The sequence below is a fragment of the Sphingobacterium sp. E70 genome (genome assembly GCF_019285695.1).
GTDB lineage: Bacteria > Bacteroidota > Bacteroidia > Sphingobacteriales > Sphingobacteriaceae > Sphingobacterium > Sphingobacterium detergens.
Window position 1 is genome coordinate 1852685 of record NZ_CP079104.1, and the last position, 22884, is coordinate 1875568.

Genomic DNA, 22884 nt, shown 5'->3' on the forward strand with positions numbered 1-22884 from the left:
TGTTCGAAAATCTGTTCAAAATCAGGTTGTAGTTTTTTGAAATGAGGAATAATATCTATTCGTATCTTATTACGGGCATACTTGGTCGAAAAGTTAGATTGATCATCCCGATAAGCAATGGCATATTCCTGAACGTAATATTCAATTTCACTTGCTTTGAGAAATAAAAGCGGTCGAATGATACGATCTCTTAAGGGTAAAATTCCTGAAGACCTTGTAGCCCAGTTCCACGTGAAAGATTTAACAGGACGGTTTCAATGTGATCATTGAGGTGTTGGGCCACAGCAATCCGGTCAAACTGAAGTTCTTCCCGAAGCTGCTCAAACCAGGTATAACGTAGTTCACGTGCAGCCATCTGGATAGAAATTTGATTTTCCTTGGCGTAGGTCTTGGTATCAAATTGATTGACAAATATTGGAATTCCATTATCAGAAGCAAACTTTCTAACTAAGGCTTCATCCAGTTCAGAATCCTCTCCACGCAACTGAAAGTTACAGTGTGCAATAGCGATTCTAAAGCCCGCTTTTGCGAATAAATGTGCCATCAACATCGAATCTTTACCACCACTTACTGTAAGCAATATTTTGTCATGAGGCATCATTAAATGCTCCTTTTCAATATATCCCTTTAATCTTTCCAGCACATTCATATAACAAAGTTACGGTATATTTTGTCCGAATGATAAATTCACATCTTAAAATTTGTGAAATCCAATAAAGTAGCAATTAAAATCCATATTTTTGCCCTTGTGAGACAATACATTTTTACCCTTATTGTATTAATTTTAACTGCCTTGACGGTCCAAGCGCAGAAACAGGACGAATTAAAATTACTTTCTTCGTCGCATATTATTACTGGAAAAAACGGTAACGTTGTTTTCTACCGTCCGGTTTATGAGCATGTTGGTTCGACGCTATCGTCTGACAGTGGGTATTTACATAATGATAAACTGGGTCGTCAATTCTTTGAAGCCTATGGAAATGTAATCATCACCCAACCTGATGGCACACAGATATTTTCCAATAAACTGCATTATGAAGCGGCCATGCAGTTAGCCACATTGACCGGAGCTGTCCGTATGGTTAGTACCAGCGGATCAATATTGACCACCGACCATCTGGTGTATAACATGCGTAGTAAAATTGGAAACTATTATAGTGGTGGACGGATTCTCTCCGGAAGTGACACCATCACCAGTCAACGCGCAACTTATTTCGAAAATACTGGCGAATCCTATTTTAATCAAAAAGTTGTTGTCCGATCAACCAATGTTAAAGTCTATACAGACTCAATGAAATACAATGGCAACACCCGCATAACGGATTTCTATGGCCCTACGAATATGAAAGGAAACAAGGGCGAAAATCTATATACTGAAAAAGGCCGTTATCATATGGCTACTGGTCAGGCTTATTTTTCAAAAAACAACCTATATACAGAAGGCACTAAATTCCTTAAGGGGACAGCCTTTTCTATGACAGACAAGTCGGCATCGGCAAAGCCGTGAAAAACGTTGTCTTTGTAGACACCCTGGATAAATTCTATGCTTATGGCGGATATGGACTCTATAATGGGAAAAACGAATCCATCACCATGACCGATAAACCTCTGGTTGTTTCGGTGGTGAAAAAGATTCCACCAAAAAGATTCGGTCTCATCCTTCTCTCCTGTGCAGCAAAAGTCCGAAAAAGAGCTGAAAAAGAAGCTAAGGAATTAAAAAAGCGGAGAAAGAAGAGCAGAAGGGCAAGGAAAAAACAATAAAGCTGAAATTGTTGCCAATAAGGATTCCAAAAAGAGCTTAACGGAAAACAAAAATGTCATCGGCAAGGATGAAAATTTAAAGGAAAACGCCGAAATGGACTCTGTCTTTATGACCGCTGACACCCTATTCTCTCAAATGATCTTCCGTCGAGATTATATTGCCCGAGATTTTAAATTAAACCGTGAAGGGGAGCCATCGAAGAAGACAACGAGGTCGATTATGGCGATAAAGATTCCATTTCTGCGGATCTTGACTCAACCAATACACTACAACAAGCAGCAGACAGTCTTAAGAAAGGCATAGATAGTTTGCACAAAAACGAAATCAAGAAACCAGTCCTTGACAAGGTGGGCAAGAAATTACCAGATACGGTTACAACCAATAGGCAGAATATTCCAAAAAAACAACCGGTAATAGTGGGGATCAAAATCGCATCGAAATTGAGAAAACCTGAAAGCCGATAGTGTCTTGCGTAAAAAAGCAATCATTCCTAAAGGCGGGGAATCAGATAAGATTATGGGCGCAGCACTAAAAAATGCACAAGAAGGAAAAAGAGATTCCCTATCCCAGGATACGATTAAAACAAGGATTCTAAAAGCCTACTATAATGCGCGACTATTTAAATCCGACTTACAAGCCGTTGCCGACTCGATGTATTATGGCATGCAAGATTCGATGTTTAGGTTAATGGGAAAACCGATGATGTGGGCTGAGAATTCGCAGATATCGGGCGATACGATATTCCTACAGGTGAAAAATCAGAAGCTGGATAACTCCCTATTGGTTGGAAATGCATTTATGGTCAATGCCACTAGCGACTCATTAAAGTTCAATCAGATTAAAGGACGGAAGATCACCAGTTTCTTTACCAATAACCGTATGGAGCGCCTCTTTGTTGATGGGAATGCTGAAAATATCTTCTATAACATTGATGAGAAAACCAATGTAACGACAGAACTCGTTCATGACCGAAGCAGCCGTTTCAAAATTCTGATGGAGAACAATAAACTTCAAGAATACGTTTCTATCCGAAAAGTCGATGGAAAAGTCTATCCGATTGCTGAAGTTACGGCGGACAAGGAATTTTTACCAAACTTTACATGGCGTCCTGAGGACCGTCCTAAATCCAAAGATGATCTATTAAATAGGAAACGTGATCTTTCTAAGTCCTCTTTTACCGCTCCAACAGAAAAGGAAACCGAGGACAATGGAAAAATGAAATCCAAGCCTAAAGAGGATAAGGGAAACCTTCAAAAAAGGCCAGCGATACTAAATCTGGGGCAGATGTTATTACAGACAAGACAAATGGAAATACTAAAACAGCCAAACCTGAAGCAACAACAGCTAAATCTCCAGTAAAAAGGACATTGCTCCGCGGTCGATAAAAAAACTGTTAAACAGGATTCAACGAATCTAAAACCATCAGCACGACCAGTACAAGATAGTACTCAAATGTCCAAAAAGAAAGAAGTAAAATAGTCCGTATACAAGATAAAAGCAAGCGGGGCAAAATATCAATTTTGCCCCGCTTGCTTTTATCGTCAACAATAAAGTTAATCGACCAAACCTTATCTCAGTATTATTTAGTTTTTAAATAAGTGGCAAGCTTGCCTACAGCAATCGCACGATGGCTGATCGCATTTTTTCATCTGCGCTCATTTCAGCAAAAGTTGTATCGTACCCATTTGGAATAAAAATCGGATCATAACCAAATCCATCCACTCCTCTACGCTCTTTAGTGATCTGTCCTTCGATACTTCCCTCGAAAAAATGTTGCTGTTCGTTCAGATAGAGGGAAATGACAGTTTTAAATCGAGCAGTTCGGTTGGGGTTGTCCCCAAGTCTTTCCAAGACGAGATCAATATTCTTTTCCATATCCCTTGAGCCCGAGTAACGTGCCGAATAAACTCCAGGTTCGCCATTTAATGCATCTATTTCGAGACCTGAGTCATCACCAAAACAATAAAGTCCATATTTGTTTACCAAATAATCCGTTTTTTGCTGTGCATTTTCCTCAAATGTAACTCCAGTTTCTGGGATATCATCCTGACAATCGATATCGTTCAAACTTTTAATAACAAAAGTGTCTCCCACTATTGCTTGGACCTCTTCCAATTTATGGGCATTATTTGTTGCAAACACAAGTTCTAGCATCTTCTTCAAATTTATATTGCCAAAAGTAGAAATTCTTATTTAAAAGATAGTAATCATTATGAGGGGACAAATCGTTTTTAAAAGTTAAGAAACAATAAATGTTTTAAACTCGTTCCAGAACAGTTTCTTTTTATTGACATCGGCAAACATTTCTTCAAAGCTGAAGGTATTGAAAACCGTTGCTATGCGCCCCTTCATATAGGAATTATGTTCGATCGGAGGAAGTTTCAACGATGCAGGCTCCACACCTAATAGAATAATCTTCGTCGGTTGAAAGAATTGCATAATCTGTTTAAAATCGTTCGGATTATGCGTATTGGCCAAGTTAACCACCGCTACAGTTTCCTTAGTTAATTTTAGAGCGCCAATCGTTTTTTCAAATGCTTCGAGTGCTGCTGGAGAGAAATAAGGATATTGTGCATAGCGCAGGATAAAAAGTATTCCCTGATCTTTGCTACCCTGATAAATAAATTCACCACCTAATACCTCAAGCGCATTATTACCTTCTTCATTACCGAGATAACCTGATCCCATGGTTTCGTCTGTGACAGACAGCTTAACAAGGTGATCAGTAGCAGGAATTCCAACAGCGACATATTCTGTATCCTTTGCTTTAGACACAGCTTCCTGCTCTGATTGAAGATCAAAGCCATTGGCAAAAATCGTCTCATCCATCAAGGCTTGTAGGGCGACAGGATTATCTGTTGTTAAATTGCTCATTGTTCGAAAAGGAAATAGTAGCATGTAAAGATAAAGAAGAAAAGAGTAAAAGAAAAAGGGAGTAAAGAATAAAGAAATTGCCAGAGACAAATTCTTCGTTCCTCACTCCCTTTCGTATATCGAAAAGATTAATGTCCTAAGATATAAGAGAAAATCAAAGGTGCTACGATTGTAGCATCAGATTCTACAACAAATTTAGGCGTATCGATATCCAATTTACCCCAAGTGATTTTTTCATTTGGAACTGCTCCAGAGTAAGAACCATAAGAAGTAGTTGAATCAGAAATTTGACAGAAATAAGCCCAGAAAGGTACTTCTTCCCACTCCAAATCTTGATACATCATTGGCACTACACAGATTGGGAAATCACCGGAAATACCACCTGCAATCTGGAAGAAACCTACGCCTTTTCCAGCGGAATTGTTACGGTACCATTCTGTCAAATAAATCATGTACTCAATACCTGATTTAACGGTGCTCGCTTTCAATTTACCTTTGATCACATTTGATGCGAATATATTACCTGTAGTTGAGTCTTCCCATCCCGGACATACAATCGGCAAGTTTTTCTCAGCAGCAGCAACAATCCATGAGTCTTTTGGATCAATTTCATAATATTGTTCCAATACACCAGAATTAACTACTTGATATAAGAATTCATGTGGCAAGTAACGCTCACCTTTCGCTTCTGCGGCATGCCATACATCTTCAAGATGCTTCTGCAAGCGACGGAAAGCCTCTTCTTCTGGAATACAAGTATCTGTTACACGATTATAGTGATTATCCAATAATTCTCTTTCTTGTTCCGCTGTCAAATCTCTATAATTTGGGATTCTTTTGTAATGTGAGTGAGCAACTAAGTTCATCACATCCTCTTCCAAATTAGCCCCAGTACAAGAAATAAAGTGTACTTTATCTTGACGGATCATTTCTGCCAAAGAAACACCCAATTCAGCAGTAGACATTGCACCTCCAAGAGAGATCAACATTTTTCCACCATCCAAAAGATGTTCCTCGTAACCTTTTGCAGCATCTACTAATGCCGCTGCGTTAAAGTGACGGTAATTATGCTCAATAAATTGAGAAATAGGTCCTTTTTGAGTACTCATAATATTTTCTAACTTTTATAAAATAATAAGTACGGCAAAGGTACTGAATATTATCTATTTCAGGTTCCCTCTCCCACCAAAACAGCTATTAACTGCTTATTTTTTAACAAATGTAAAAAAACAGACAATTTCTACTTCTTCAGTAGTCTTGAAAAGAAGAAATATGCAGCCACTAAAAAAATGACAATAACAATAAGGACGGCAATCTCCTGGCCACCTATCCCCAGTTCATACTATTCATACCTTCTGCATAAAAGTTAAATCATCCATCTCTCACAACGGTCCAAAAATGCCTGGTCTATATCCCCACCGATACCCGGTTCATCCGAAATATGGATTTTGTATCCATCATATTGTATCCCTCCAACGACAGGGTCTTCCAGATGACCAACCATACAGGTATCTAAATCAAAAAACTTGACATTGGGAGCCGCATAGGCGAAATGGACTTTGCGGCCAATGCTAAGCGAGACTCCAGCATCCCACCAATCATACAGTTAATACCGTACTCTGCTGCGACTTTATTGATTCTCAAGGCTTCTTGAATCCCCTGATTTAGAAAACTTGATATTGATATAATCACAAGCATCTGCTTTACAAAGTCGTTCCGCATCATGATGCGAATAAACCGACTCATCAGCCATAATTGGGACGATCGTCTCTGTACGCAATTGCGGCAACAATTCATCATTCCAGGTCCGCATTGGCTGCTCACAAAATTGAATTTTAAACGGTTCTAGCCCCTGTAAGGCTTCTACCGCGTCTTCATAAGACCAACCTTGGTTTGCATCTATCCGAATAGGCATCTCAAATCCTATCGCTTTACGTATTTCACGGATACGAGCCACATCTGTTTTCGGATCCTTACCCAATTTTACTTTCAACATGACAGCTCCCCTTCCTGTAGACGCTTAGCTTTTATTGCCATCTCCTCCGGAGAGGCTATACCCAATGTCATATCCGTTGTTATCTCCCGTTTAGCTCCACGCAAAAACTGATAAAGTGGAATACCAGCATGTTTGGCTGCTAAATCATGCAATGCAATATCAAAAGCAGATTTGATGGTTCGATTTCCTGCGATATACAAATCTAGCTCAGCCAATCGATCATCGATGGCCAGCGGGTCCTTTCCTTTCCAGATCTTGGCAAAATCACGTGCCAAAACCAGACAGGTATCCTGTGTTTCTCCCACAATCATCGGAAAGGCAGAGCATTCCCCGACGCCGTAAATAGTCGTATCGGTATGTATGCGTATAAAGGTATTTTGCGCATAATCCATGGTTCCAGTTGCGATAACAAATGGTTCCATCGGAATACTTAGTCTGTAGATCTCAATTTCAGTTATTTTCATCTTAGTGTCTATAAATTAAGGCATGTTGACGCAGCGCAAACAGCCTGCAATACTTTGCCTAATTTATACATATTATTGCAATCATACGATGCTTTTTCAATACCTACCTAAAATTTATCGCCAAGTGATGCATTATTAAGAAATGAAAGATGAGGTTTACATCCTAAAACAATAAATATGATATCAGTAATAAAATAGATAAAAAGAAACGATAAAATCAAAACAAATGCATTTTTATTAGAATATTTATAATTTTATTCATTTTTATTCCTATATTAGCAATGTATAATATTTGAAAAGGAAAGATGATTCAACAAAGACCGAAAACGGAGGGCCTTTACGACCCTAATTTTGAGCATGACGCCTGTGGAGTAGGCTTTGTCGCCCATATCAAAGGGAATAAATCACACGCACAAGTAAAGACGCATTGACCATGTTGGAGAACATGGAGCATCGTGGTGCTTGTGGTTGTGATCCCGAAAGTGGAGACGGAGCTGGTATCATGATTCAACTGCCACACGAATTTTTATGGGAAGAATGTATCAGCTTAGGAATACAGTTAGAGGAACCAGGGTATTATGGAACAGGAATGGTATTTCTTCCGAAAGAAGAAGGCATGAACAAAATATGTCGGGACTTGATTGAGGAAGCGGCAGTCGAAAGGGGTATGAAATTCCTTGGCTATCGTCCAGTACCAGTCAATCGTGAAGGTATTGGACCAACAGCGCTCAGTGCAGAACCTGAAATCGTCCAGTTTTTTGTTAGTAGACCGGACGGAGTTTCAAACACTGAAGAATTTGAACGCAAACTTTTTGTGCTACGTCGCCTGATCATTCAAAAAGTTAAACAACAACAAGAATACCCTCTCCCACTTTACTTTGCATCGCTTTCTTGCAAAACTATTATTTACAAAGGTCAATTAACAACATACCAAGTCGGCACCTATTATCTTGATTTACGCGATCCGCGTGTGGTATCCGCATTTGGATTGGTACACTCACGCTTCTCGACCAATACTTTTCCGTCCTGGTCACTAGCACAACCATTCCGTATGTTGGCTCATAATGGTGAAATCAATACCCTAACAGGTAACCTCAATTGGTTTTACGCTGGAATGCGTGCCCTTTCGTCACCTTATTTCACTGAAGACGAAATGGAAATTCTGCTTCCTATCGTTGATCGAGGTCAGTCGGATTCAGCCTGTCTCGACAATGTTGCCGAACTTCTTTTACACAGTGGCCGTAGCCTGACACACGTCATGTTGATGTTAGTACCCGAAGCATGGGATGGCAATACCCAAATGGATCCGTTAAAACGTGCATTCTACGAGTACCATGCAACCTTAATGGAACCCTGGGATGGACCTGCAGCACTATGTTTTACAGATGGTAAACATATCGGGGCAACACTAGACCGCAACGGTTTACGCCCATTACGTTATGCAGTAACCTCGGATGACCGTGTTGTCGTTGCTTCCGAAGCCGGCGCACTTCCAATCGAAGAATCAACCATTATTAAAAAGGCCGTCAACAGGCTGGCAAGATATTTCTCGTCGACATGGAGCAAGGTCGCATCTTGACAGACGATGAAGTAAAGATCAATTGATCAACCAACAACCTTATAGTGATTGGTTGGATAACTATAAAATCAAGTTAGAAGAACTGGAAGAACCTCGTGTCACCTATACCTATCTTTCCAAAGAATCCGTTTTCAAATATCAAAAGACATTTGGTTTCAAGAGAAGACCTCGAAACAATCCTGACGCCAATGGCATTAACAGGATACGAACCAACAGGGTCAATGGGTTCGGATGTTCCTCTGGCTATTCTTTCTGATCAACCACAACATATCTCCAGTTACTTTAAGCAATTTTTTGCGCAGGTAACTAACCCTCCAATCGATCCGATCCGAGAACGTTTGGTGATGAGCTTGGCAACTTTTATTGGTAACGCTGGAAATATCCTCATCGAAGACAAAAAATTCTGTCACTGCGTGACCTTGCCTCATCCTATCCTCACATCCAAAGAACTTGAAAAATTGCGTTCTATTGATACCGGATTATTTCAGGCAAAAACCATTCAGTCCTATTTCCGTTCAGACGGAAAGCCGGGTTCGCTGGAAGCAGGTCTAGAGCGTCTATGCAGATATGCCGATGATGCTGTACGTGATGGTTTTCAGGTATTGATACTTTCGGATCGTGCCATAGATTCCAAACACGCTGCAATCCCTTCTTTGCTTGCTGTATCAGCAGTTCACCACCACCTGATCAAAACCGGTAACCGTGGTGCTGTCGGTCTAGTCGTCGAAGCTGGCGATGCTTGGGAAGTACACCACTTTGCCTGCCTATTGGCATTCGGTGCTACTGCAATCAACCCATATATGGCACTAGCAAGTATTCGTACCATGAAGGAACAAAATACCTTAGATACCGAACTTACTTGGCCTGAGCTATCCAAAAACTACGTAAAAGCAGTTAACAATGGCTTGCTGAAAATTTTCTCCAAAATGGGGATTTCAACATTACAATCTTATCATGGAGCACAGATCTTTGAAGTACTTGGTATCGACAAATCTGTTGTTGATAAATTCTTCTGCGGCGCTGTATCTCGTATCGGTGGTATGACACTGGATGATCTTGCCAAGGAAGCCTTATCTAAACACTGGCGTGGATTTGAAAAAAGCCGTACGCCACAAAATCTTCTGCCAGAAGGTGGTATCTATCAATGGAAACGTCGTGGCGAAGGTCACTTATGGAATCCTGATACTATTCACTTATTGCAGCAAGCATGCCGGACCGGAGACTATGCTAGCTATAAAAAGTATGCAACCAAGATCAACGAACAGAAAGAACATATGTTTACCCTTCGTGGGCTATTGGATTTTGCTAAACACCGCAATTCCATTCCATTGGAGCAAGTTGAGCCAGCAAGTGAAATCTTAAAACGTTTTGCGACCGGTGCGATGTCCTTTGGATCTATCTCCCATGAAGCGCATAGTACCCTTGCCATTGCGATGAACCGCATCGGTGCAAAATCAAACACCGGTGAAGGTGGAGAAGATGAATTGCGTTATCAACCACTTCCGAATGGTGACTCCATGCGTTCGGCAATTAAGCAAGTCGCTTCTGCCCGTTTTGGGGTAACATCCAATTACTTGACACAAGCCGACGAACTACAGATCAAAATGGCACAGGGTGCTAAACCGGGAGAAGGTGGTCAACTACCAGGACCTAAGGTAGATGCCTGGATTGCGAAAACCAGACACTCCACACCTGGCGTTGGTCTGATTTCTCCACCACCACATCATGACATCTACTCCATCGAAGATTTGGCACAATTGATCTTCGATTTGAAGAATGCCAACCGCCAAGCGCGGATCAACGTAAAATTGGTATCTAAAGCCGGTGTAGGAACGATTGCCGCTGGTGTTGCTAAAGCGCATGCTGACGTTATCCTCATCGCAGGTTTTGACGGCGGGACAGGTGCATCTCCGATCAGTTCGATCAAACATGCCGGATTACCATGGGAACTTGGTCTTGCCGAAGCACATCAAACTCTTGTGAAAAACAAATTGCGTAGCCGTGTCGTTTTACAGGCCGATGGACAGGTAAAAACTGGTCGAGATATTGTTATTGCAACCCTATTAGGTGCCGAAGAATGGGGTGTATCCACAGCTGCACTGGTCGCTGGCGGCTGTATTATGATGCGCAAATGTCACTTAAATACATGTCCCGTCGGTGTCGCTACACAAGATCCTGAATTACGTAAACTTTTCTCTGGGAAACCCGAAGATATCGTCAACTTATTTACCTTCCTTGCTGAAGAAGTACGTGAGACCATGGCATACCTTGGTTTCCGTACCATCAACGAGATGGTAGGTCGTGCGCAGTTCCTGAAAAAACGTGAAAATATCGACCATTGGAAAGCAAAGAAAATCGACTTTACCGATATCCTTCATGTTGAACGCAATGAACCAGGACAATCATTATACAATACCGAAGAACAAGATCACGGCATGGCCATGATTTTAGATTGGGGATTATTGAAACAATCCAAGCTAGCGTTAGAAAGTAAAACACCGGTCTTTGGAACTTTCAAAGTAAAAAATACCGACCGCACTATCGGAACAATGCTATCCAATGAGATTTCCAAATTATACGGATCTGAAGGATTACCTGATAACACCATCAATTTCAAATTTGAGGGATCCGCAGGTCAGAGCTTTGGTGCATTTTCAACAAAAGGACTCTCCTTTGAATTGCAGGGAGAAGCAAATGACTATGTTGGTAAAGGCTTATCAGGTGCGCAATTGGCTATTTATCCGGTAACAGAAAGTGCTCTTGTACCTGAAGATAACATCATCATCGGAAATGTGGCATTATTCGGAGCTACCTCAGGACACCTATTCGTCAATGGACAAGCGGGTGAACGTTTTGCTGTTCGTAACTCGGAGCTACCGCTGTCGTCGAGGGGGTAGGTGATCACGGTTGTGAATATATGACTGGTGGTCGTGCACTGATCCTTGGTCCAACAGGACGCAATTTTGCGGCTGGAATGAGCGGTGGTATCGCTTGGATTTACGATATCAACGATGATTTCCGCGAAAACTGCAACCTGGAGATGGTTGATTTGGATCCATTGGAAAGTGAAGATGAAACTGCGATCATAGCGTTATTGAAACGCCATGTATTGTTGACCAATAGCCGTAGAGCAGATTTCATCTTACAGAACTGGGCCCGGGAGAAAAGTAAATTTATAAAAGTGTTCCCTAGGGAATACAAAAATGTCATTCGTCAAAAATTAGTTGAAGCATAAAATAGGAAGCACAGATCATGGGAAAAATTACAGGTTTTAAAGAATTTGAGCGCGTGCTTCCAACAAAAGAAGCTGTTGAAGGCCGTGTACAGCACTTCAAAGAATTTAACAAAGGATATTCTGAGAATGAGCTAAATAAGCAGGCTGCACGTTGTATGGATTGCGGTATTCCGTTTTGCCATTCAGGCTGTCCACTGGGCAATGTTATTCCTGAATTCAATGATGCGGTATATGACGGAAAATGGGAAGAGGCATACCAGATCCTGACCTCAACCAATAATTTTCCAGAATTTACAGGTAGAATATGTCCAGCACCCTGCGAATCTGCGTGCGTACTAGGCATTCATAGCACTCCGATCACAATCGAAGAAATTGAAAAGCATATCATTGAGATTGCATTCAAAAAGGCTATGTTAAAGCCCATAAGAGCTATTTAAAAACAGGCAAGCGTATTGCTGTAGTCGGTTCCGGTCCCGCTGGACTAGCTGCTGCGGCACAGCTGAATAAAGCTGGTCACGATGTCATTGTTTTTGAACGTGACGATCAGGTCGGTGGTTTGCTCCGCTATGGTATTCCGGATTTCAAACTGGAGAAGTCTGTTATCGACCGCCGGATTAATTTAATGAAAGAGTCAGGAATTGAATTTAAAGTAAATACAGAGGTCGGAAAAGACATAAGCTTCTACGAATTGAAAGCTTATGATGCCGTAGTATTGGCTACTGGATCTACTGTCCCTTGGCATATGCAACTACCGGGCCATGAAGCTAAAGGAATTCACTTCGCTATGGACTTTTGAAACAGCAGAATAAAGAAGTAAGTGGCATCGACATTGATCAAGAACGCATTTTAGCCACAGATAAACATGTGGTCGTTATTGGTGACGGTGATACAGGTTCAGACTGCATTGGTACCTCCAACCGTCATCGGGCCAAGAGTATTACCCAAATTGCCCGTAAACCAACACCTGCGAAAGAACGTTTAAAAAATAATCCATGGCCAATGGACAAAGTGACATTTGGCACTTCCTCTTCACAGGAGGAAGGCTGTGAACGACTTTGGGCAACTGAAACACAAGAATTCATTCACGACGAAAATGGACATATCAAAGCCGTAAAAATTAAAGAAGTTCAATACGAGGTGGATGAATTTGGGCGTCGTACAAGATTGGGCGAATCTGAAGTTAGGGAAATTCCGGCCGATCTTGTTTTATTGGCAATCGGGTACAAACATACCGAGCAAAGACTGTTGGAGCAGCTTGGTGTGCGCGTTGACGAAAAAGGAAATATTCTAGCCAATGATAAAGATTACCAAACCTCTGTGGAAAATATCTTCACCGCAGGTGACTGTCGTAAAGGGCAATCATTGGTGGTCTGGGCGATTTCTGAAGGCCGGGAGTGCGCACGGAAAGTAGATGAATACCTTATGGGTTATTCCGAACTTGAAAGCAAAGATTTCCTAGCGGCCCAAAATGCTTAGCTATTGCTAATCTAATATATCCTTCTGCACAATGGGATTGTAAACCCATTGGCGAGAGTCGATGCTTTAGATTTTTCAATCAAATACAAAAACGCCTGCTGATTTATCAACAGGCGTTTTCTCGATACAACTAAAATAAATAATTACTTCAATGGAGTCTTTAATTTAATAAAATAGATGCTATTCTTATCAACGGTACTTATCGCTGGTAATATTTTAGATTTATAAATTCCCTCTCCCGTAACCCCAAAATCATCATCGTTACAAACTGCGATAAGTGATGAATTGATAACCGCCAAACCCTCTGCTTTGTCGTGTGGATATAATTCTTTGATATCCGTCATTAAATTGGCTACCAAAGTTTTGGTCACAGGTTTAATATTATATTTAGCCAAAGTAGTGACATCTTTTAATTCTTCAACGCTCTTACCATCAAACAGTCTCCCCTTATCGCCATTACTAGGGTCAGAAATATCTGTTGCTCCCGCAAGGTCTATATGGTAGATTTTTTTGAACACTTCACCACGTGTTGCCTCTGTTGCATATTTATCATCACGTTCCAACACAATAAAAGTTGAATTAGACACCGCAGCAATTTCACTTACCGCCTGCAAATCGGCACCTTCCATCATATACACATACTGCTTGGTGTTTCCTGTAGCGATATCCATCGTTACAATACGGATAACCAAAGAGTTTTTCACCGCATCTTTGGAAGGATTATAAAGAGGAAATTGCATAATACCGACCAAGGTCTTACCATCTGGCGTAATCGTTAGACCTTCCATTCCACGATTTGGGCGTCGCTTGGCAAATACCAATGGTAATTTCTTTCCCGTTGTCCAAGGATTAATCCGCTCAATCTCCTTTCCAGAAGCATCAAAGTGAACAATATGTGGGCCATACTCATCACTTACCCACCAGGAGCCATCGGCAGCTCTCACCAATCCTTCCGAATCAATACCGTCTTCACTTGGAGCCAATTTCTGACCGTCTGTCCCCATGCCGTTTCTCCCGAACCACCTTTACCTTCAGGGTTCGGTAAGCCGTTCAATTTTACGCCGTTTTTATTCTTTAATTCAATTGCTGATTCAAAAACCAGCACATTATCCTTTAATCGAAATTTACCGATCTGAGGGGTAAACATCGGGTTAGCAAAAACTTTACTATTTTTTTCTGTACCATCGATATTCGGTCCCCGATCCGTTAATAGATAAAAGACTGTTTTATCATTCGGATCCTGAACCATAGAAGATCCATATCCACCATTATATACCTTTACTTCACCAACCGTACCCAATACTTTTGGATCTGTGGCTACGGCCTTATCCGGATAAATTAAATTGACAATTGGATCAATAATCTTTGACACATCGTCCTTACTACAGGAAGCACACAAAAGAGCAATCCCCAATGCACTGTATAATTTTCTCATAATTTGTTCTATTATCCCGCAAACATAAACCTCACATATTAGGCAATCATTAACAAATGTTTAAATAACTTACATCCACTGACCAAATCATAATGGTAAATAAAAATAGGTTGCCGTTATGGAATTTGCGTTTTCACTGCATCAAAGGAAAAATAGGCAGAGGAATTAGGGGACGAACAGTATTGACCATTGTCAAACACCAGCCCCTAATTCTGATGGAAACAAGCAGATAAACAATGATTCAAATGAAAAAGACAATATTAGCCCTCCTCACCCTTTTGGTATTTTCCAATGTGGATACAAAGTCTCAAATAAAACCCAGTCGTGAGGTACCCAGCTTAAAAATAAAAAATGAGCAACGTGTAGATGCAGTAAAACTCGTCGACCTAAAAGTGGCTGTCAGTATTTTTGGAAATATTGCCAAAACATCAATGACTATGACTTTCGAAAACACGACAAATCGGGATCTCGAAGGGGAACTTACTTTCCCGATGCCTGAAGGTGTTTCCGTTAGCGGTTATGCCCTGGATATCAATGGAAAACTACGCCAGGCGGCACCAGTGGACAAAAATAAAGGCACCGAAGTTTTTGAAAGTATAGAAACACGACGAGTAGACCCCGGATTGCTTGAAAAAGTAGAAGGAAACAACTTCCGAAGCCGAATCTATCCCCTACCCTCAAAAGGACGACGTACGATCCAGATTAGTTATTCGGAAAACCTAACACCAGAATCCGATCAGGCATTATATTATTATCTGCCTTTGAACTATAATTCCATTATTGAAAACGTCGAGCTGAGCATCAACGTATACCAAGGCAATAAAAACCAAGCTTTACTGAGCAGCCTGATGGTTCCTTGGCATTTTCTGAACAAAACCATAACTACACTGCTACATTACACAAGCAACAGTTTAAATCCTCAAAAAATCTCGCGATTAAACTCCCTTTAAACGAAAACGCCGTCTCAGGATTAAAACAATTCAACCAAGATGGCAGTTTTTACTTTCTAGCCAATGCAAAATTGGAAATACCTAAACAAACGCAAAAAAATGGGGCAACAGCATAGCCATTATTTGGGATCGTTCATTAAGTTCAAAAAATAGAGATCTAGAAAAAGAGTTCAGTCTCTTGGATCAGTTTTTCAATGAAAATCAGAATATATCAGTGGATCTAGGTTATTTAGATATTCGTTTCAGCAAAGCAAGGACATTTCAGATCAGTCAGGGAAACTGGGAAGAGTTGAGAAATCAGCTGAAACAAACAGTTTATGATGGTGGAACCGATTATAGCCAAGTAAAGAGCGGAGTACTGCATGGTGCAAATTATCTCTTTTTCAGTGACGGACTTTCTACATTTGGCCAGGGCAAAATTGTGCTTGATCAGCCTACTTATTGTATCACCTCTTCAACCAGCTCAGACTATGCTAATCTCAAACAAATTGCCCAGACTCATTATGGGAAAATGGTCAATTTGACAAATACAACGATCACTCAAGCCTATAACGCGTTAAATTCAATCGACCTGCTCTTTTTGGGAGTAAAAGAACAATATGCTTTTACGGAAATCTATCCGGAGAAAGGCTCACCTGTTCAATCCTATTTTTCTGTCTCGGGGCTTGGCAAAGACAGTGGGGCAAAAGAAATCACACTTTTAGTCGGTGATGGAGCACGGATAATTAAAGAGATCAAAGTTCCATTAAAACCCGACAATGGAGAGATCGATCTGCAACAGATCTGGGCACAAAAGAAAATAAATGCACTGGACATCCAATACGACGACCATCGGGATGAAATCGAAGCAATCGGAAAACAATTTGGCATTGTGACACGGAACACCAGTTTAATTGTTTTGGAAAATGTGGAAGATTATATACGTTATGCAATCACGCCACCAGCTGAGTTGCTTCCCGAATTCAATCGACTCATAAAAGAAGAGCGCATAGAAAAGGAAGAACGCGTAGCGGATTTATTGACACAGGCCCAGAATATCACTGAGCAACTTCAATCTTGGTGGAATACCGACTTTCAGCAAAAAACGAAATATCCACAACGGGATCGGTCAGGTCGGTCTACTGATACAGCTATTGCCCAAGACGCTCCCACTGTAAATATCGCTGTTCCCCAATGCCATCCCGTCCCTCTGCAAGTCCAGTGTCCACACCGCCGGCCGTGGAATACAGATCAGCAGAAAGGGCTAGTGACGAGCGCGTGTATGCGGCAGCCAATTCAAGAGTTGCCAACGCAACATCCAGCGAAGTGGTACTAGAGGATATCTCATCCAACGACGCACTTAAAGAATCCGTTACTGTAAATGCTGTTCAAGCACTAGAAGGACGCGTTGCTGGAGTACAGCCCACCAGTACCCTCGGCAGCACAACCGGCAAAATAAGTATTCCCGAAATTAAGGAAGACAATGCTTACCTAAAGGAGCTCAATCAATCCAAAGATCCTTACAAAAGCTATCTTCAGCTACGGGATCAGTATATGGGAACACCTACCTTCTATTTCGATGTTGCCAACTTTTTTCAAAAGGGAGATAGGCAAAAGGCCTTACTTATCCTAAGTGCGTTGGCAGACCTGCAAATTGAAAATGCAGATCTTTACAAGACCATTTCCTACAAGCTCCGGGAATGGGGAGATGTTGACAATGCGTTATATATAACCGCTAAAGTACTAAAATGGCGTCCAATGGATCCGCAAAGTCATCGTGATTATGCCCTGGCTTTACAGGATAAAGGTCAGTACAAAGAAGCCCTAGAACAACTTTATGGCATTTTGACACAAAGTTATTCACCCGAGGCCGCCAATCGGGACGATGGCATCGAGGAAATCCTTGTGATGGAGATCAACAACCTTATCAAACTCCAGAAAAGTGCAACAGCTAAAGCTGCTGTGGAAAAGAAACTTGTCGCTGACCTACCTGTTGACATACGGGTAGTCCTCAATTGGAATTCCCAAAATACCGATATTGATCTCTGGGTCACAGATCCAAATGGAGAAAAATGCTTTTACAGCAACCCCGCAACAGCAATTGGAGGTCGATTAAGCAATGACTTTACGGGAGGTTACGGTCCAGAACAATTCTTATTAAAAAAAAGCATTGAAAGGGAAATATAAAATAGAAGCTGATTTCTATAACGATAGCTCCTTGACTCTGGCTGGCCCTGCGGCTGTCTTAGCTGAAATCTTCACCTATTATAGTTCAGGAAGACAGGAACGTAAACTCACCACAATCTACCTTGACCGTGACAAAGAAAGAAATATATTAGTGGGCGAATTTGTGTTTTAGTTCACCCGAAAGAAAGGATTACTGAGAGATTCAAAAGAGCAAACCCTCTCCGAATTGAATAGTTGAAATAGAACTGCAAGAGAGTACGAGCAGAGTGAAAGAAAAAAGGTGTCCAGCTTTGCTGGACACCTCAGTAATCTTTAGTGCAATTTGCGGATGATAAGCTCTTTTTGTCTTTTCTCCAGTTTCGTCTTCACATAAGGATAGGTAAACACAGCACCAAGAACGATACAAGCTCCTAGATAAAATCCACCACTCATCGTTTCCTTCTGGCCAAAGATCAACATGGCTAAAAGTATACCATATACAGGCTCCAGATTAGTGGTTAATGCAACAGTAAAAGCGGATAATTCCTTCATGACTGCGACCCCATCACATAGGCAACCGCTGTACAAACTACGCCTAATAATAATAAATAAATCAGATCCTGCTGTCCCAACTTCATCTCAGCGTTAAAATCTCCTGTAAACAACATAAGTATACTGATCAAAAACATGCTCCTAGCATTTCATAAAATGTGATCAGCGTTGGACTGGATTTCTTGACCATTCTTGCATTGGCAATAGAAAATATACTTGCACAGAAAGCGCAACCGAGGCCAGCCAATAAACCAACCAGATAATGTGTCTCAAACGAAAATATGGTATAAATCCCTACAATAATCACCAGACCGACGACAATATCCAGTAATGCAATACGTTTTTTATTGACAATAGGTTCCAATATGGCTGTAAACAATGTCACCGAAGATAATGTGACCAGCGTTACCGAGACGGTAGATACCTTAATGGAATAGAAAAACAAAACCCAGTGTAAACCGACAACCGCCCCCACCATAAAAAACTGAAGAAACTGTTTTCTAGAAACCAATATCGATTGTTTAGTCAACAGAAAATAGACCAACAAGGAAATAGATGCAATCGCCACGCGATACCATACCAGATGAATAGCAGAAACAGAAATGAGACTACCCAAGATCCCTGTAAACCCCAAATAAGGATTGTTAAATGCAGAATTAGAATATTCCGATTTAGTTGAATTTTAGACATATTCAATAGAATATAAATTATTTTGTAATGGCAATGAAACGTTTAGGAGCAGCACTTATTTTTCCCTTTGTTATAAACTGCTTAAGCTAATAATGATATGAATAGGAATTATTTTGGAGCTTTTATCGTCAGATAAATTGCCACTAACAAGAAAGTCACATTAGGGATCAATACCGCAACCAATGGCGGTAATCCTCCTTTCAGCGAAAACATGGTCGCAAATTGAATAAAAACAATATATGTAAAACTTAAGCCGATTCCGATACCCAAACTTAAACCAATCCCCCTCTAACCTTTTTGGAAGAAAGAGCCACACCCATTAAGGTTAAAACAAAAGCGGAGAATGGATAAACATAACGTTTATATTTCTCCAGCAGCAGATCATTCATCACCCCAGTCCCCCTTGTTTCCTCTTTATGAATACGAATATTGAGTTCACGGGTATCCATTGCAGTAAACATATTATCCCGTAATTCAAAATCCGATGGTTTCATGTCCAAAGTCGTATCTTTGACCGTTCCTTTGTCCATTCGCTCATGTAGTCCGTTAATAACACGATTGGTGTATCCCTCAATTTTCCATTTTGTCGCTACGGAATCCCATGTGATACGGTCAGCCATCATCTTTTCCTTCAATGTATCCCCTTTGAAAATCTCCAATACAAAACCATAACCAGTCTTGGTTGTATTATCAAAATTATCAATATACACATAGCTGTTTTTATCCAGTTGCATATGCGTTGAGACACGAGAATTATCTTTCAATGGCTTCACATAGATGTTCTCAAAATCCACCTTCATTTTATTGGTATGCGGAATAATGAAGATATTGAACACCAAAGAAACGATAAAGATCAATGTTGCAGCTATCATATAAGGCCGTAGCAAACGGTTGAAACTGTATCCCGCACTTAATATCGGAACAATCTCCGTCTGATCCGCCATTTTTGAGGTAAAAAGATAACCGCAATAAAATTGATCAGTGGACAGAGAAAATTAAGGTAGAATGGAATAAATCCAGCATAATACTCAAAGATAATCTTATCTAAAGGTGCCTTGTATTTCAGAAAGTCATCCAATCTTTCGGACACATCGAAAACAACCATAACCACGGTGAATATGGCCATCGTGAACACAAATGTTGTCAGGTACTTTTTGATGATGTAACGATCGATTAACGAAAGCATATTTTTAGATTTGAGTATTAAGATATGAGATTTGAGACTCTACTTCTGCAAGCCCAGACTCACATACTTTATCTATAATTTTATTTTTTTATGTGACTCTATTACAAACGTTGATCCAAAATTTTCACCATTTTATTTTTCCAGTCATAGAATGTACCAGCTATGATTTTCTCACGGGCTTGATTGACCAACCAAAGATAAAAATGTAAATTGTGTAATGAAGCAATTTGCGCTCCCAAAATTTCCTGTGATTTTATCAGATGTCTTAAATAAGCCTTTGAATAGAATTGATCGCTATGTAAATCACTTTCTGCTTCTATAGGAGAAAAATCATCCTTCCATTTTTCATTTTTAATGTTGATGATACCATTTTGTGTAAACAACATACCATTACGCGCATTACGCGTTGGCATTACACAGTCAAACATATCAACCCCTAAAGCGATATTTTCCAGGATATTTACAGGAGTACCTACCCCCATTAAATAACGTGGTTTTTCTTGCGGTAAAATATCACAAACCACTTCGGTCATCGCGTACATTTCCTCTGCCGGTTCACCCACGGATAATCCACCAATTGCATTTCCATCGCGATTAAAGGATGCTATTGTCTCTGCGGATTTTATCCTTAAATCTTTATAAACTGATCCCTGCACAATAGGAAATAATGTCTGATCATATCCATAAAGGGGATCAGTGCTATCAAAACGATCTACACAGCGTTTCAACCAGCGATGGGTCATATCCAAAGAACGACGTGCATAACCATAATCACATGGATAAGGTGTACATTCATCAAATGCCATAATGATATCCGCACCAATAATACGCTGCGTATCCATCACATTTTCTGGAGTAAAAGATGTTTTGAACCATCAATGTGCGAACGGAAAGTAACTCCCTCTTCCTTAATCTTACGCACCTCTGTCAATGAGTATACTTGATAACCGCCAGAATCTGTCAAGATCGGACGATCCCAACCATTAAACTTATGTAACCCTCCGGCCTTATTCAGTACATCCAATCCCGGGCGCAGATAAAGATGATAGGTATTACCTAAAATAATCTGTGCTTCAATATCATTTTTCAACTCATGCTGATGAATGGCTTTCACCGTACCAGCGGTGCCAACAGGCATAAAGATTGGAGTTTGAATGGGACCATGTGCAGTTTCGACAACACCCGCACGTGCTTTTGATAGTGTATCTTGTGCTTGTAGCGTAAATTTCATTAATATTTTCCTCTGTGACTAATTATATTCCAGTAGACAGATTTTTGCGCATGTCTTTCATAACGCCAGTAAGACTGTTTTTCGTAACGGAAATAAGGTTCCGCTTACGGATATGTTTACGCCCGTCTTTTCCTAAAATATGTTGCAAAAATACTATAAAAGATTTGCAAACAGGATGTTTCAGGAATAAATTATCATTTTCCTTTATAAAAAGATTGTGAATGCGCTTATCTTTGTGGGCTATGCTTGACCTACATGTATTTTTGGCCAATCTTCCATATATCATATTTGGGATATTAGGTCTTTTCCTATTGGCACAATTATATTACATCTTATTTGTTTACAGCAAATTGAGCAGGTATCAAATTGAACCGAATCAAACGGAAACCGATCTTCCTCCATTATCTGTCATTATCTGCGCGCATAATGAACAGGACAATCTTAGGGAATTTCTGCCCAGTATCCTCAATCAAGATTATACCAATTTCGAGGTTATTGTCGTAAATGATTTTTCCACGGACGAAACCCTTGGGTACTTCAGAATTTGATGAGCAATATGCCCATTTAAAGATTGTCGATATCAAAGAGCATATCCGGTTGAAACATGGTAAAAAATTCGCTGTGAGCATGGGGATCAAAGCTTCGAAATATGAGACTTTGGTCTTTACCGATGCGGATTGCGCACCTCAATCTGATCAATGGTTGAAAGAGATTGCTTCTGCCTTTAGACCAGAGACCGAAATCGTATTGGGCTATTCCCCTATTTTAAGAAAAGAGGTTTACTCAACCTCTTAATCCGGTTTGAGACAAGCCATACCGCGATGAGCTACCTCTCCTATGCACTCAAAGGAGATGCCTATATGGGCGTTGGTCGAAACATGGCCTACAAAAAGATCTCTTCTTTCGAAATAAAGGATTTGCAGCACACATGCATATTAAATCTGGTGATGACGATCTTTTGTCAATCAAAATGCAACAGCAATAAATGTCAATATCGCCCTTGCACCAGCGGCTATTGTTTACTCAGCTCCCAAAACAACCTGGAAAAGTTATTATAAACAAAAAGCGAGACATTCTGGGGCATCCACCATCTATAAAAAACGCCATCAACGCATGTTGGGAACGCAACTGGTTTCTGCGGTATTATTTTACCTGACCCTGATTGCTACTACTATTGCATTTCCTGCTTTTTGGTACCTTCCCTTACAGCTTACTTGCTGAGACTATTCGCCCAATGGGCCGTTTTACATCTATTTACAAGAAACTTGAAGTGAAAGAGCTGATTTGGTGGCTTCCTTTGGTAGACTTC

General features: G+C 40.5%; 24 protein-coding genes and 5 pseudogenes. 14 read left to right on the forward strand and 15 right to left on the reverse strand.

Features of this window, described 5'->3' with window-relative positions; genetic code table 11:
• Window positions 1–119: 119 nt before the first annotated feature.
• Window positions 120–203: pseudogene (locus KUH03_RS45850) on the reverse strand (hypothetical protein); the annotation flags it as partial.
• The gene (tilS, locus tag KUH03_RS13440; protein ID WP_257094018.1) at window positions 191–643 is read right to left on the reverse strand and encodes a tRNA lysidine(34) synthetase TilS; all 453 of its coding nucleotides are present in this window, start codon (window positions 641–643) and stop codon (window positions 191–193) included. The gene tilS and the pseudogene KUH03_RS45850, both read right to left, overlap by 13 nt.
• A gap of 150 nt (window positions 644–793) precedes the next feature.
• Here tilS and KUH03_RS13445 point away from each other — a divergent pair, with 150 nt between their 5' ends.
• From KUH03_RS13445 to KUH03_RS13460, 4 genes are all read left to right on the forward strand, one after another.
• Entirely contained in the window at window positions 794–1507 is a 714-nt protein-coding gene (locus KUH03_RS13445) for an OstA-like protein (protein WP_257094020.1), read from the forward strand.
• On the forward strand, window positions 1504–1761 hold the full coding sequence (locus KUH03_RS13450; RefSeq protein WP_257094022.1) for a hypothetical protein: 258 nt from the start codon (window positions 1504–1506) through the stop codon (window positions 1759–1761). The genes KUH03_RS13445 and KUH03_RS13450 overlap by 4 nt, the downstream gene beginning before the upstream one ends.
• 94 nt (window positions 1762–1855) lie before the next feature.
• Window positions 1856–2065: a hypothetical protein gene (locus tag KUH03_RS13455; RefSeq protein WP_257094025.1), complete on the forward strand. Its 210-nt coding sequence runs from the start codon at window positions 1856–1858 to the stop codon at window positions 2063–2065.
• A 165-nt stretch (window positions 2066–2230) separates the two neighbouring features.
• Entirely contained in the window at window positions 2231–3121 is an 891-nt protein-coding gene (locus tag KUH03_RS13460; protein ID WP_257094027.1) for a hypothetical protein, read from the forward strand.
• Between the two features lie 220 nt (window positions 3122–3341).
• Here the strand turns inward: KUH03_RS13460 and KUH03_RS13465 are convergent.
• The 6 genes and pseudogenes from KUH03_RS13465 to KUH03_RS45865 form a co-directional block, all read right to left on the reverse strand.
• Window positions 3342–3916: pseudogene (locus KUH03_RS13465) on the reverse strand (non-canonical purine NTP diphosphatase).
• Window positions 3917–4000: 84 nt separating this feature from the next.
• Window positions 4001–4636, reverse strand: a complete 636-nt coding sequence (locus KUH03_RS13470; RefSeq protein ID WP_257094029.1) for a hypothetical protein — start codon at window positions 4634–4636, stop codon at window positions 4001–4003.
• A gap of 128 nt (window positions 4637–4764) precedes the next feature.
• Window positions 4765–5745: a deoxyhypusine synthase family protein gene (locus KUH03_RS13475; RefSeq protein ID WP_120261519.1), complete on the reverse strand. Its 981-nt coding sequence runs from the start codon at window positions 5743–5745 to the stop codon at window positions 4765–4767.
• A gap of 257 nt (window positions 5746–6002) precedes the next feature.
• Window positions 6003–6140: a hypothetical protein gene (locus tag KUH03_RS45855; RefSeq protein ID WP_306429567.1), complete on the reverse strand. Its 138-nt coding sequence runs from the start codon at window positions 6138–6140 to the stop codon at window positions 6003–6005.
• 126 nt (window positions 6141–6266) lie between these two features.
• Window positions 6267–6632, reverse strand: coding sequence for a mandelate racemase/muconate lactonizing enzyme family protein (locus KUH03_RS45860; RefSeq protein WP_306429568.1), 366 nt, complete (start codon window positions 6630–6632; stop codon window positions 6267–6269).
• Entirely contained in the window at window positions 6626–7096 is a 471-nt protein-coding gene (locus KUH03_RS45865; RefSeq protein ID WP_306429569.1) for a mandelate racemase/muconate lactonizing enzyme family protein, read from the reverse strand. Before KUH03_RS45865 ends, KUH03_RS45860 begins: the two co-directional genes overlap by 7 nt.
• A gap of 305 nt (window positions 7097–7401) precedes the next feature.
• Between KUH03_RS45865 and gltB the strand changes: the two are divergent.
• From gltB to KUH03_RS45880, 4 genes and pseudogenes are all read left to right on the forward strand, one after another.
• Window positions 7402–11910: pseudogene (gene gltB, locus KUH03_RS13485) on the forward strand (glutamate synthase large subunit).
• A gap of 17 nt (window positions 11911–11927) precedes the next feature.
• Window positions 11928–12347, forward strand: a complete 420-nt coding sequence (locus tag KUH03_RS45870; RefSeq protein WP_306429570.1) for a hypothetical protein — start codon at window positions 11928–11930, stop codon at window positions 12345–12347.
• 14 nt (window positions 12348–12361) lie between these two features.
• On the forward strand, window positions 12362–12706 hold the full coding sequence (locus KUH03_RS45875) for an FAD-dependent oxidoreductase (protein ID WP_306429738.1): 345 nt from the start codon (window positions 12362–12364) through the stop codon (window positions 12704–12706).
• Window positions 12703–13386, forward strand: coding sequence for an FAD-dependent oxidoreductase (locus KUH03_RS45880; protein WP_306429571.1), 684 nt, complete (start codon window positions 12703–12705; stop codon window positions 13384–13386). The genes KUH03_RS45875 and KUH03_RS45880 overlap by 4 nt, the downstream gene beginning before the upstream one ends.
• A 143-nt stretch (window positions 13387–13529) precedes the next feature.
• On the opposite strand, the gene KUH03_RS13495 is transcribed toward KUH03_RS45880, so the two are convergent.
• On the reverse strand, window positions 13530–14390 hold the full coding sequence (locus KUH03_RS13495; RefSeq protein WP_257094031.1) for an esterase-like activity of phytase family protein: 861 nt from the start codon (window positions 14388–14390) through the stop codon (window positions 13530–13532).
• Window positions 14327–14821 carry a hypothetical protein gene (locus tag KUH03_RS13500; protein WP_257094033.1) on the reverse strand — a complete coding sequence of 165 codons (495 nt, stop codon included), beginning with the start codon at window positions 14819–14821 and terminating at the stop codon, window positions 14327–14329. Before KUH03_RS13500 ends, KUH03_RS13495 begins: the two co-directional genes overlap by 64 nt.
• Before the next feature lie 245 nt (window positions 14822–15066).
• Here KUH03_RS13500 and KUH03_RS13505 point away from each other — a divergent pair, with 245 nt between their 5' ends.
• The 4 genes from KUH03_RS13505 (at window position 15067) to KUH03_RS13520 (ending at window position 18109) form a co-directional block, all read left to right on the forward strand.
• A complete protein-coding gene (locus KUH03_RS13505) occupies window positions 15067–15771 on the forward strand; it encodes a VIT domain-containing protein (protein ID WP_257094035.1) in 705 nt (234 codons plus the stop codon).
• 214 nt (window positions 15772–15985) lie between these two features.
• Window positions 15986–17086, forward strand: coding sequence for a hypothetical protein (locus KUH03_RS13510; protein WP_257094036.1), 1101 nt, complete (start codon window positions 15986–15988; stop codon window positions 17084–17086).
• Window positions 17029–17937 (forward strand): YfaP family protein, encoded by a 909-nt coding sequence (locus KUH03_RS13515; RefSeq protein WP_257094038.1) that lies wholly within the window; start codon window positions 17029–17031, stop codon window positions 17935–17937. Before KUH03_RS13510 ends, KUH03_RS13515 begins: the two co-directional genes overlap by 58 nt.
• Entirely contained in the window at window positions 17921–18109 is a 189-nt protein-coding gene (locus tag KUH03_RS13520) for a DUF2135 domain-containing protein (protein WP_257094040.1), read from the forward strand. The genes KUH03_RS13515 and KUH03_RS13520 overlap by 17 nt, the downstream gene beginning before the upstream one ends.
• Window positions 18110–18249: 140 nt before the next feature.
• Here the strand turns inward: KUH03_RS13520 and KUH03_RS45885 are convergent, their stop codons facing one another.
• The 5 genes and pseudogenes from KUH03_RS45885 to tgt all read right to left on the reverse strand — a co-directional run bounded on the left by KUH03_RS45885 (window position 18250) and on the right by tgt (window position 21575).
• The gene (locus KUH03_RS45885) at window positions 18250–18468 is read right to left on the reverse strand and encodes a hypothetical protein (protein ID WP_306429572.1); all 219 of its coding nucleotides are present in this window, start codon (window positions 18466–18468) and stop codon (window positions 18250–18252) included.
• Window positions 18465–18599, reverse strand: a complete 135-nt coding sequence (locus KUH03_RS45890; RefSeq protein WP_306429573.1) for a hypothetical protein — start codon at window positions 18597–18599, stop codon at window positions 18465–18467. The genes KUH03_RS45885 and KUH03_RS45890 overlap by 4 nt, the downstream gene beginning before the upstream one ends.
• Entirely contained in the window at window positions 18596–19102 is a 507-nt protein-coding gene (locus KUH03_RS45895; protein ID WP_306429574.1) for a DMT family transporter, read from the reverse strand. Before KUH03_RS45895 ends, KUH03_RS45890 begins: the two co-directional genes overlap by 4 nt.
• A 164-nt stretch (window positions 19103–19266) precedes the next feature.
• Window positions 19267–20344: pseudogene (locus tag KUH03_RS13530) on the reverse strand (LptF/LptG family permease).
• A 101-nt stretch (window positions 20345–20445) separates the two neighbouring features.
• Window positions 20446–21575: pseudogene (gene tgt / locus KUH03_RS13535) on the reverse strand (tRNA guanosine(34) transglycosylase Tgt).
• 221 nt (window positions 21576–21796) lie between these two features.
• Between tgt and KUH03_RS13540 the strand changes: the two are divergent.
• Both KUH03_RS13540 and KUH03_RS13545 read left to right on the forward strand, forming a co-directional pair.
• Window positions 21797–22123, forward strand: a complete 327-nt coding sequence (locus KUH03_RS13540; RefSeq protein WP_257094043.1) for a glycosyltransferase family 2 protein — start codon at window positions 21797–21799, stop codon at window positions 22121–22123.
• A complete protein-coding gene (locus tag KUH03_RS13545) occupies window positions 22104–22370 on the forward strand; it encodes a glycosyltransferase (protein ID WP_257094045.1) in 267 nt (88 codons plus the stop codon). Before KUH03_RS13540 ends, KUH03_RS13545 begins: the two co-directional genes overlap by 20 nt.
• Window positions 22371–22884: the final 514 nt, after the last annotated feature.

What these genes read in the sequence shown, in the direction of transcription:
- KUH03_RS13500 (WP_257094033.1), bottom strand. Translation starts at nt 14,821, where the DNA reads ATGAGAAAATTATACAGTGCATTGGGGATTGCTCTTTTGTGTGCTTCC.
- KUH03_RS13495 (WP_257094031.1), bottom strand. Translation starts at nt 14,390, where the DNA reads ATGGGGACAGACGGTCAGAAATTGGCTCCAAGTGAAGACGGTATTGAT.
- KUH03_RS13455 (WP_257094025.1), top strand. Translation starts at nt 1,856, where the DNA reads ATGGACTCTGTCTTTATGACCGCTGACACCCTATTCTCTCAAATGATC.
- KUH03_RS13540 (WP_257094043.1), top strand. Translation starts at nt 21,797, where the DNA reads ATGCGCTTATCTTTGTGGGCTATGCTTGACCTACATGTATTTTTGGCC.
- KUH03_RS45860 (WP_306429568.1), bottom strand. Translation starts at nt 6,632, where the DNA reads ATGTTGAAAGTAAAATTGGGTAAGGATCCGAAAACAGATGTGGCTCGT.
- KUH03_RS13475 (WP_120261519.1), bottom strand. Translation starts at nt 5,745, where the DNA reads ATGAGTACTCAAAAAGGACCTATTTCTCAATTTATTGAGCATAATTAC.
- KUH03_RS13505 (WP_257094035.1), top strand. Translation starts at nt 15,067, where the DNA reads ATGAAAAAGACAATATTAGCCCTCCTCACCCTTTTGGTATTTTCCAAT.
- KUH03_RS45865 (WP_306429569.1), bottom strand. Translation starts at nt 7,096, where the DNA reads ATGAAAATAACTGAAATTGAGATCTACAGACTAAGTATTCCGATGGAA.
- KUH03_RS45855 (WP_306429567.1), bottom strand. Translation starts at nt 6,140, where the DNA reads ATGGTTGGTCATCTGGAAGACCCTGTCGTTGGAGGGATACAATATGAT.
- KUH03_RS45870 (WP_306429570.1), top strand. Translation starts at nt 11,928, where the DNA reads ATGGGAAAAATTACAGGTTTTAAAGAATTTGAGCGCGTGCTTCCAACA.
- KUH03_RS45885 (WP_306429572.1), bottom strand. Translation starts at nt 18,468, where the DNA reads ATGAAGGAATTATCCGCTTTTACTGTTGCATTAACCACTAATCTGGAG.
- KUH03_RS13470 (WP_257094029.1), bottom strand. Translation starts at nt 4,636, where the DNA reads ATGAGCAATTTAACAACAGATAATCCTGTCGCCCTACAAGCCTTGATG.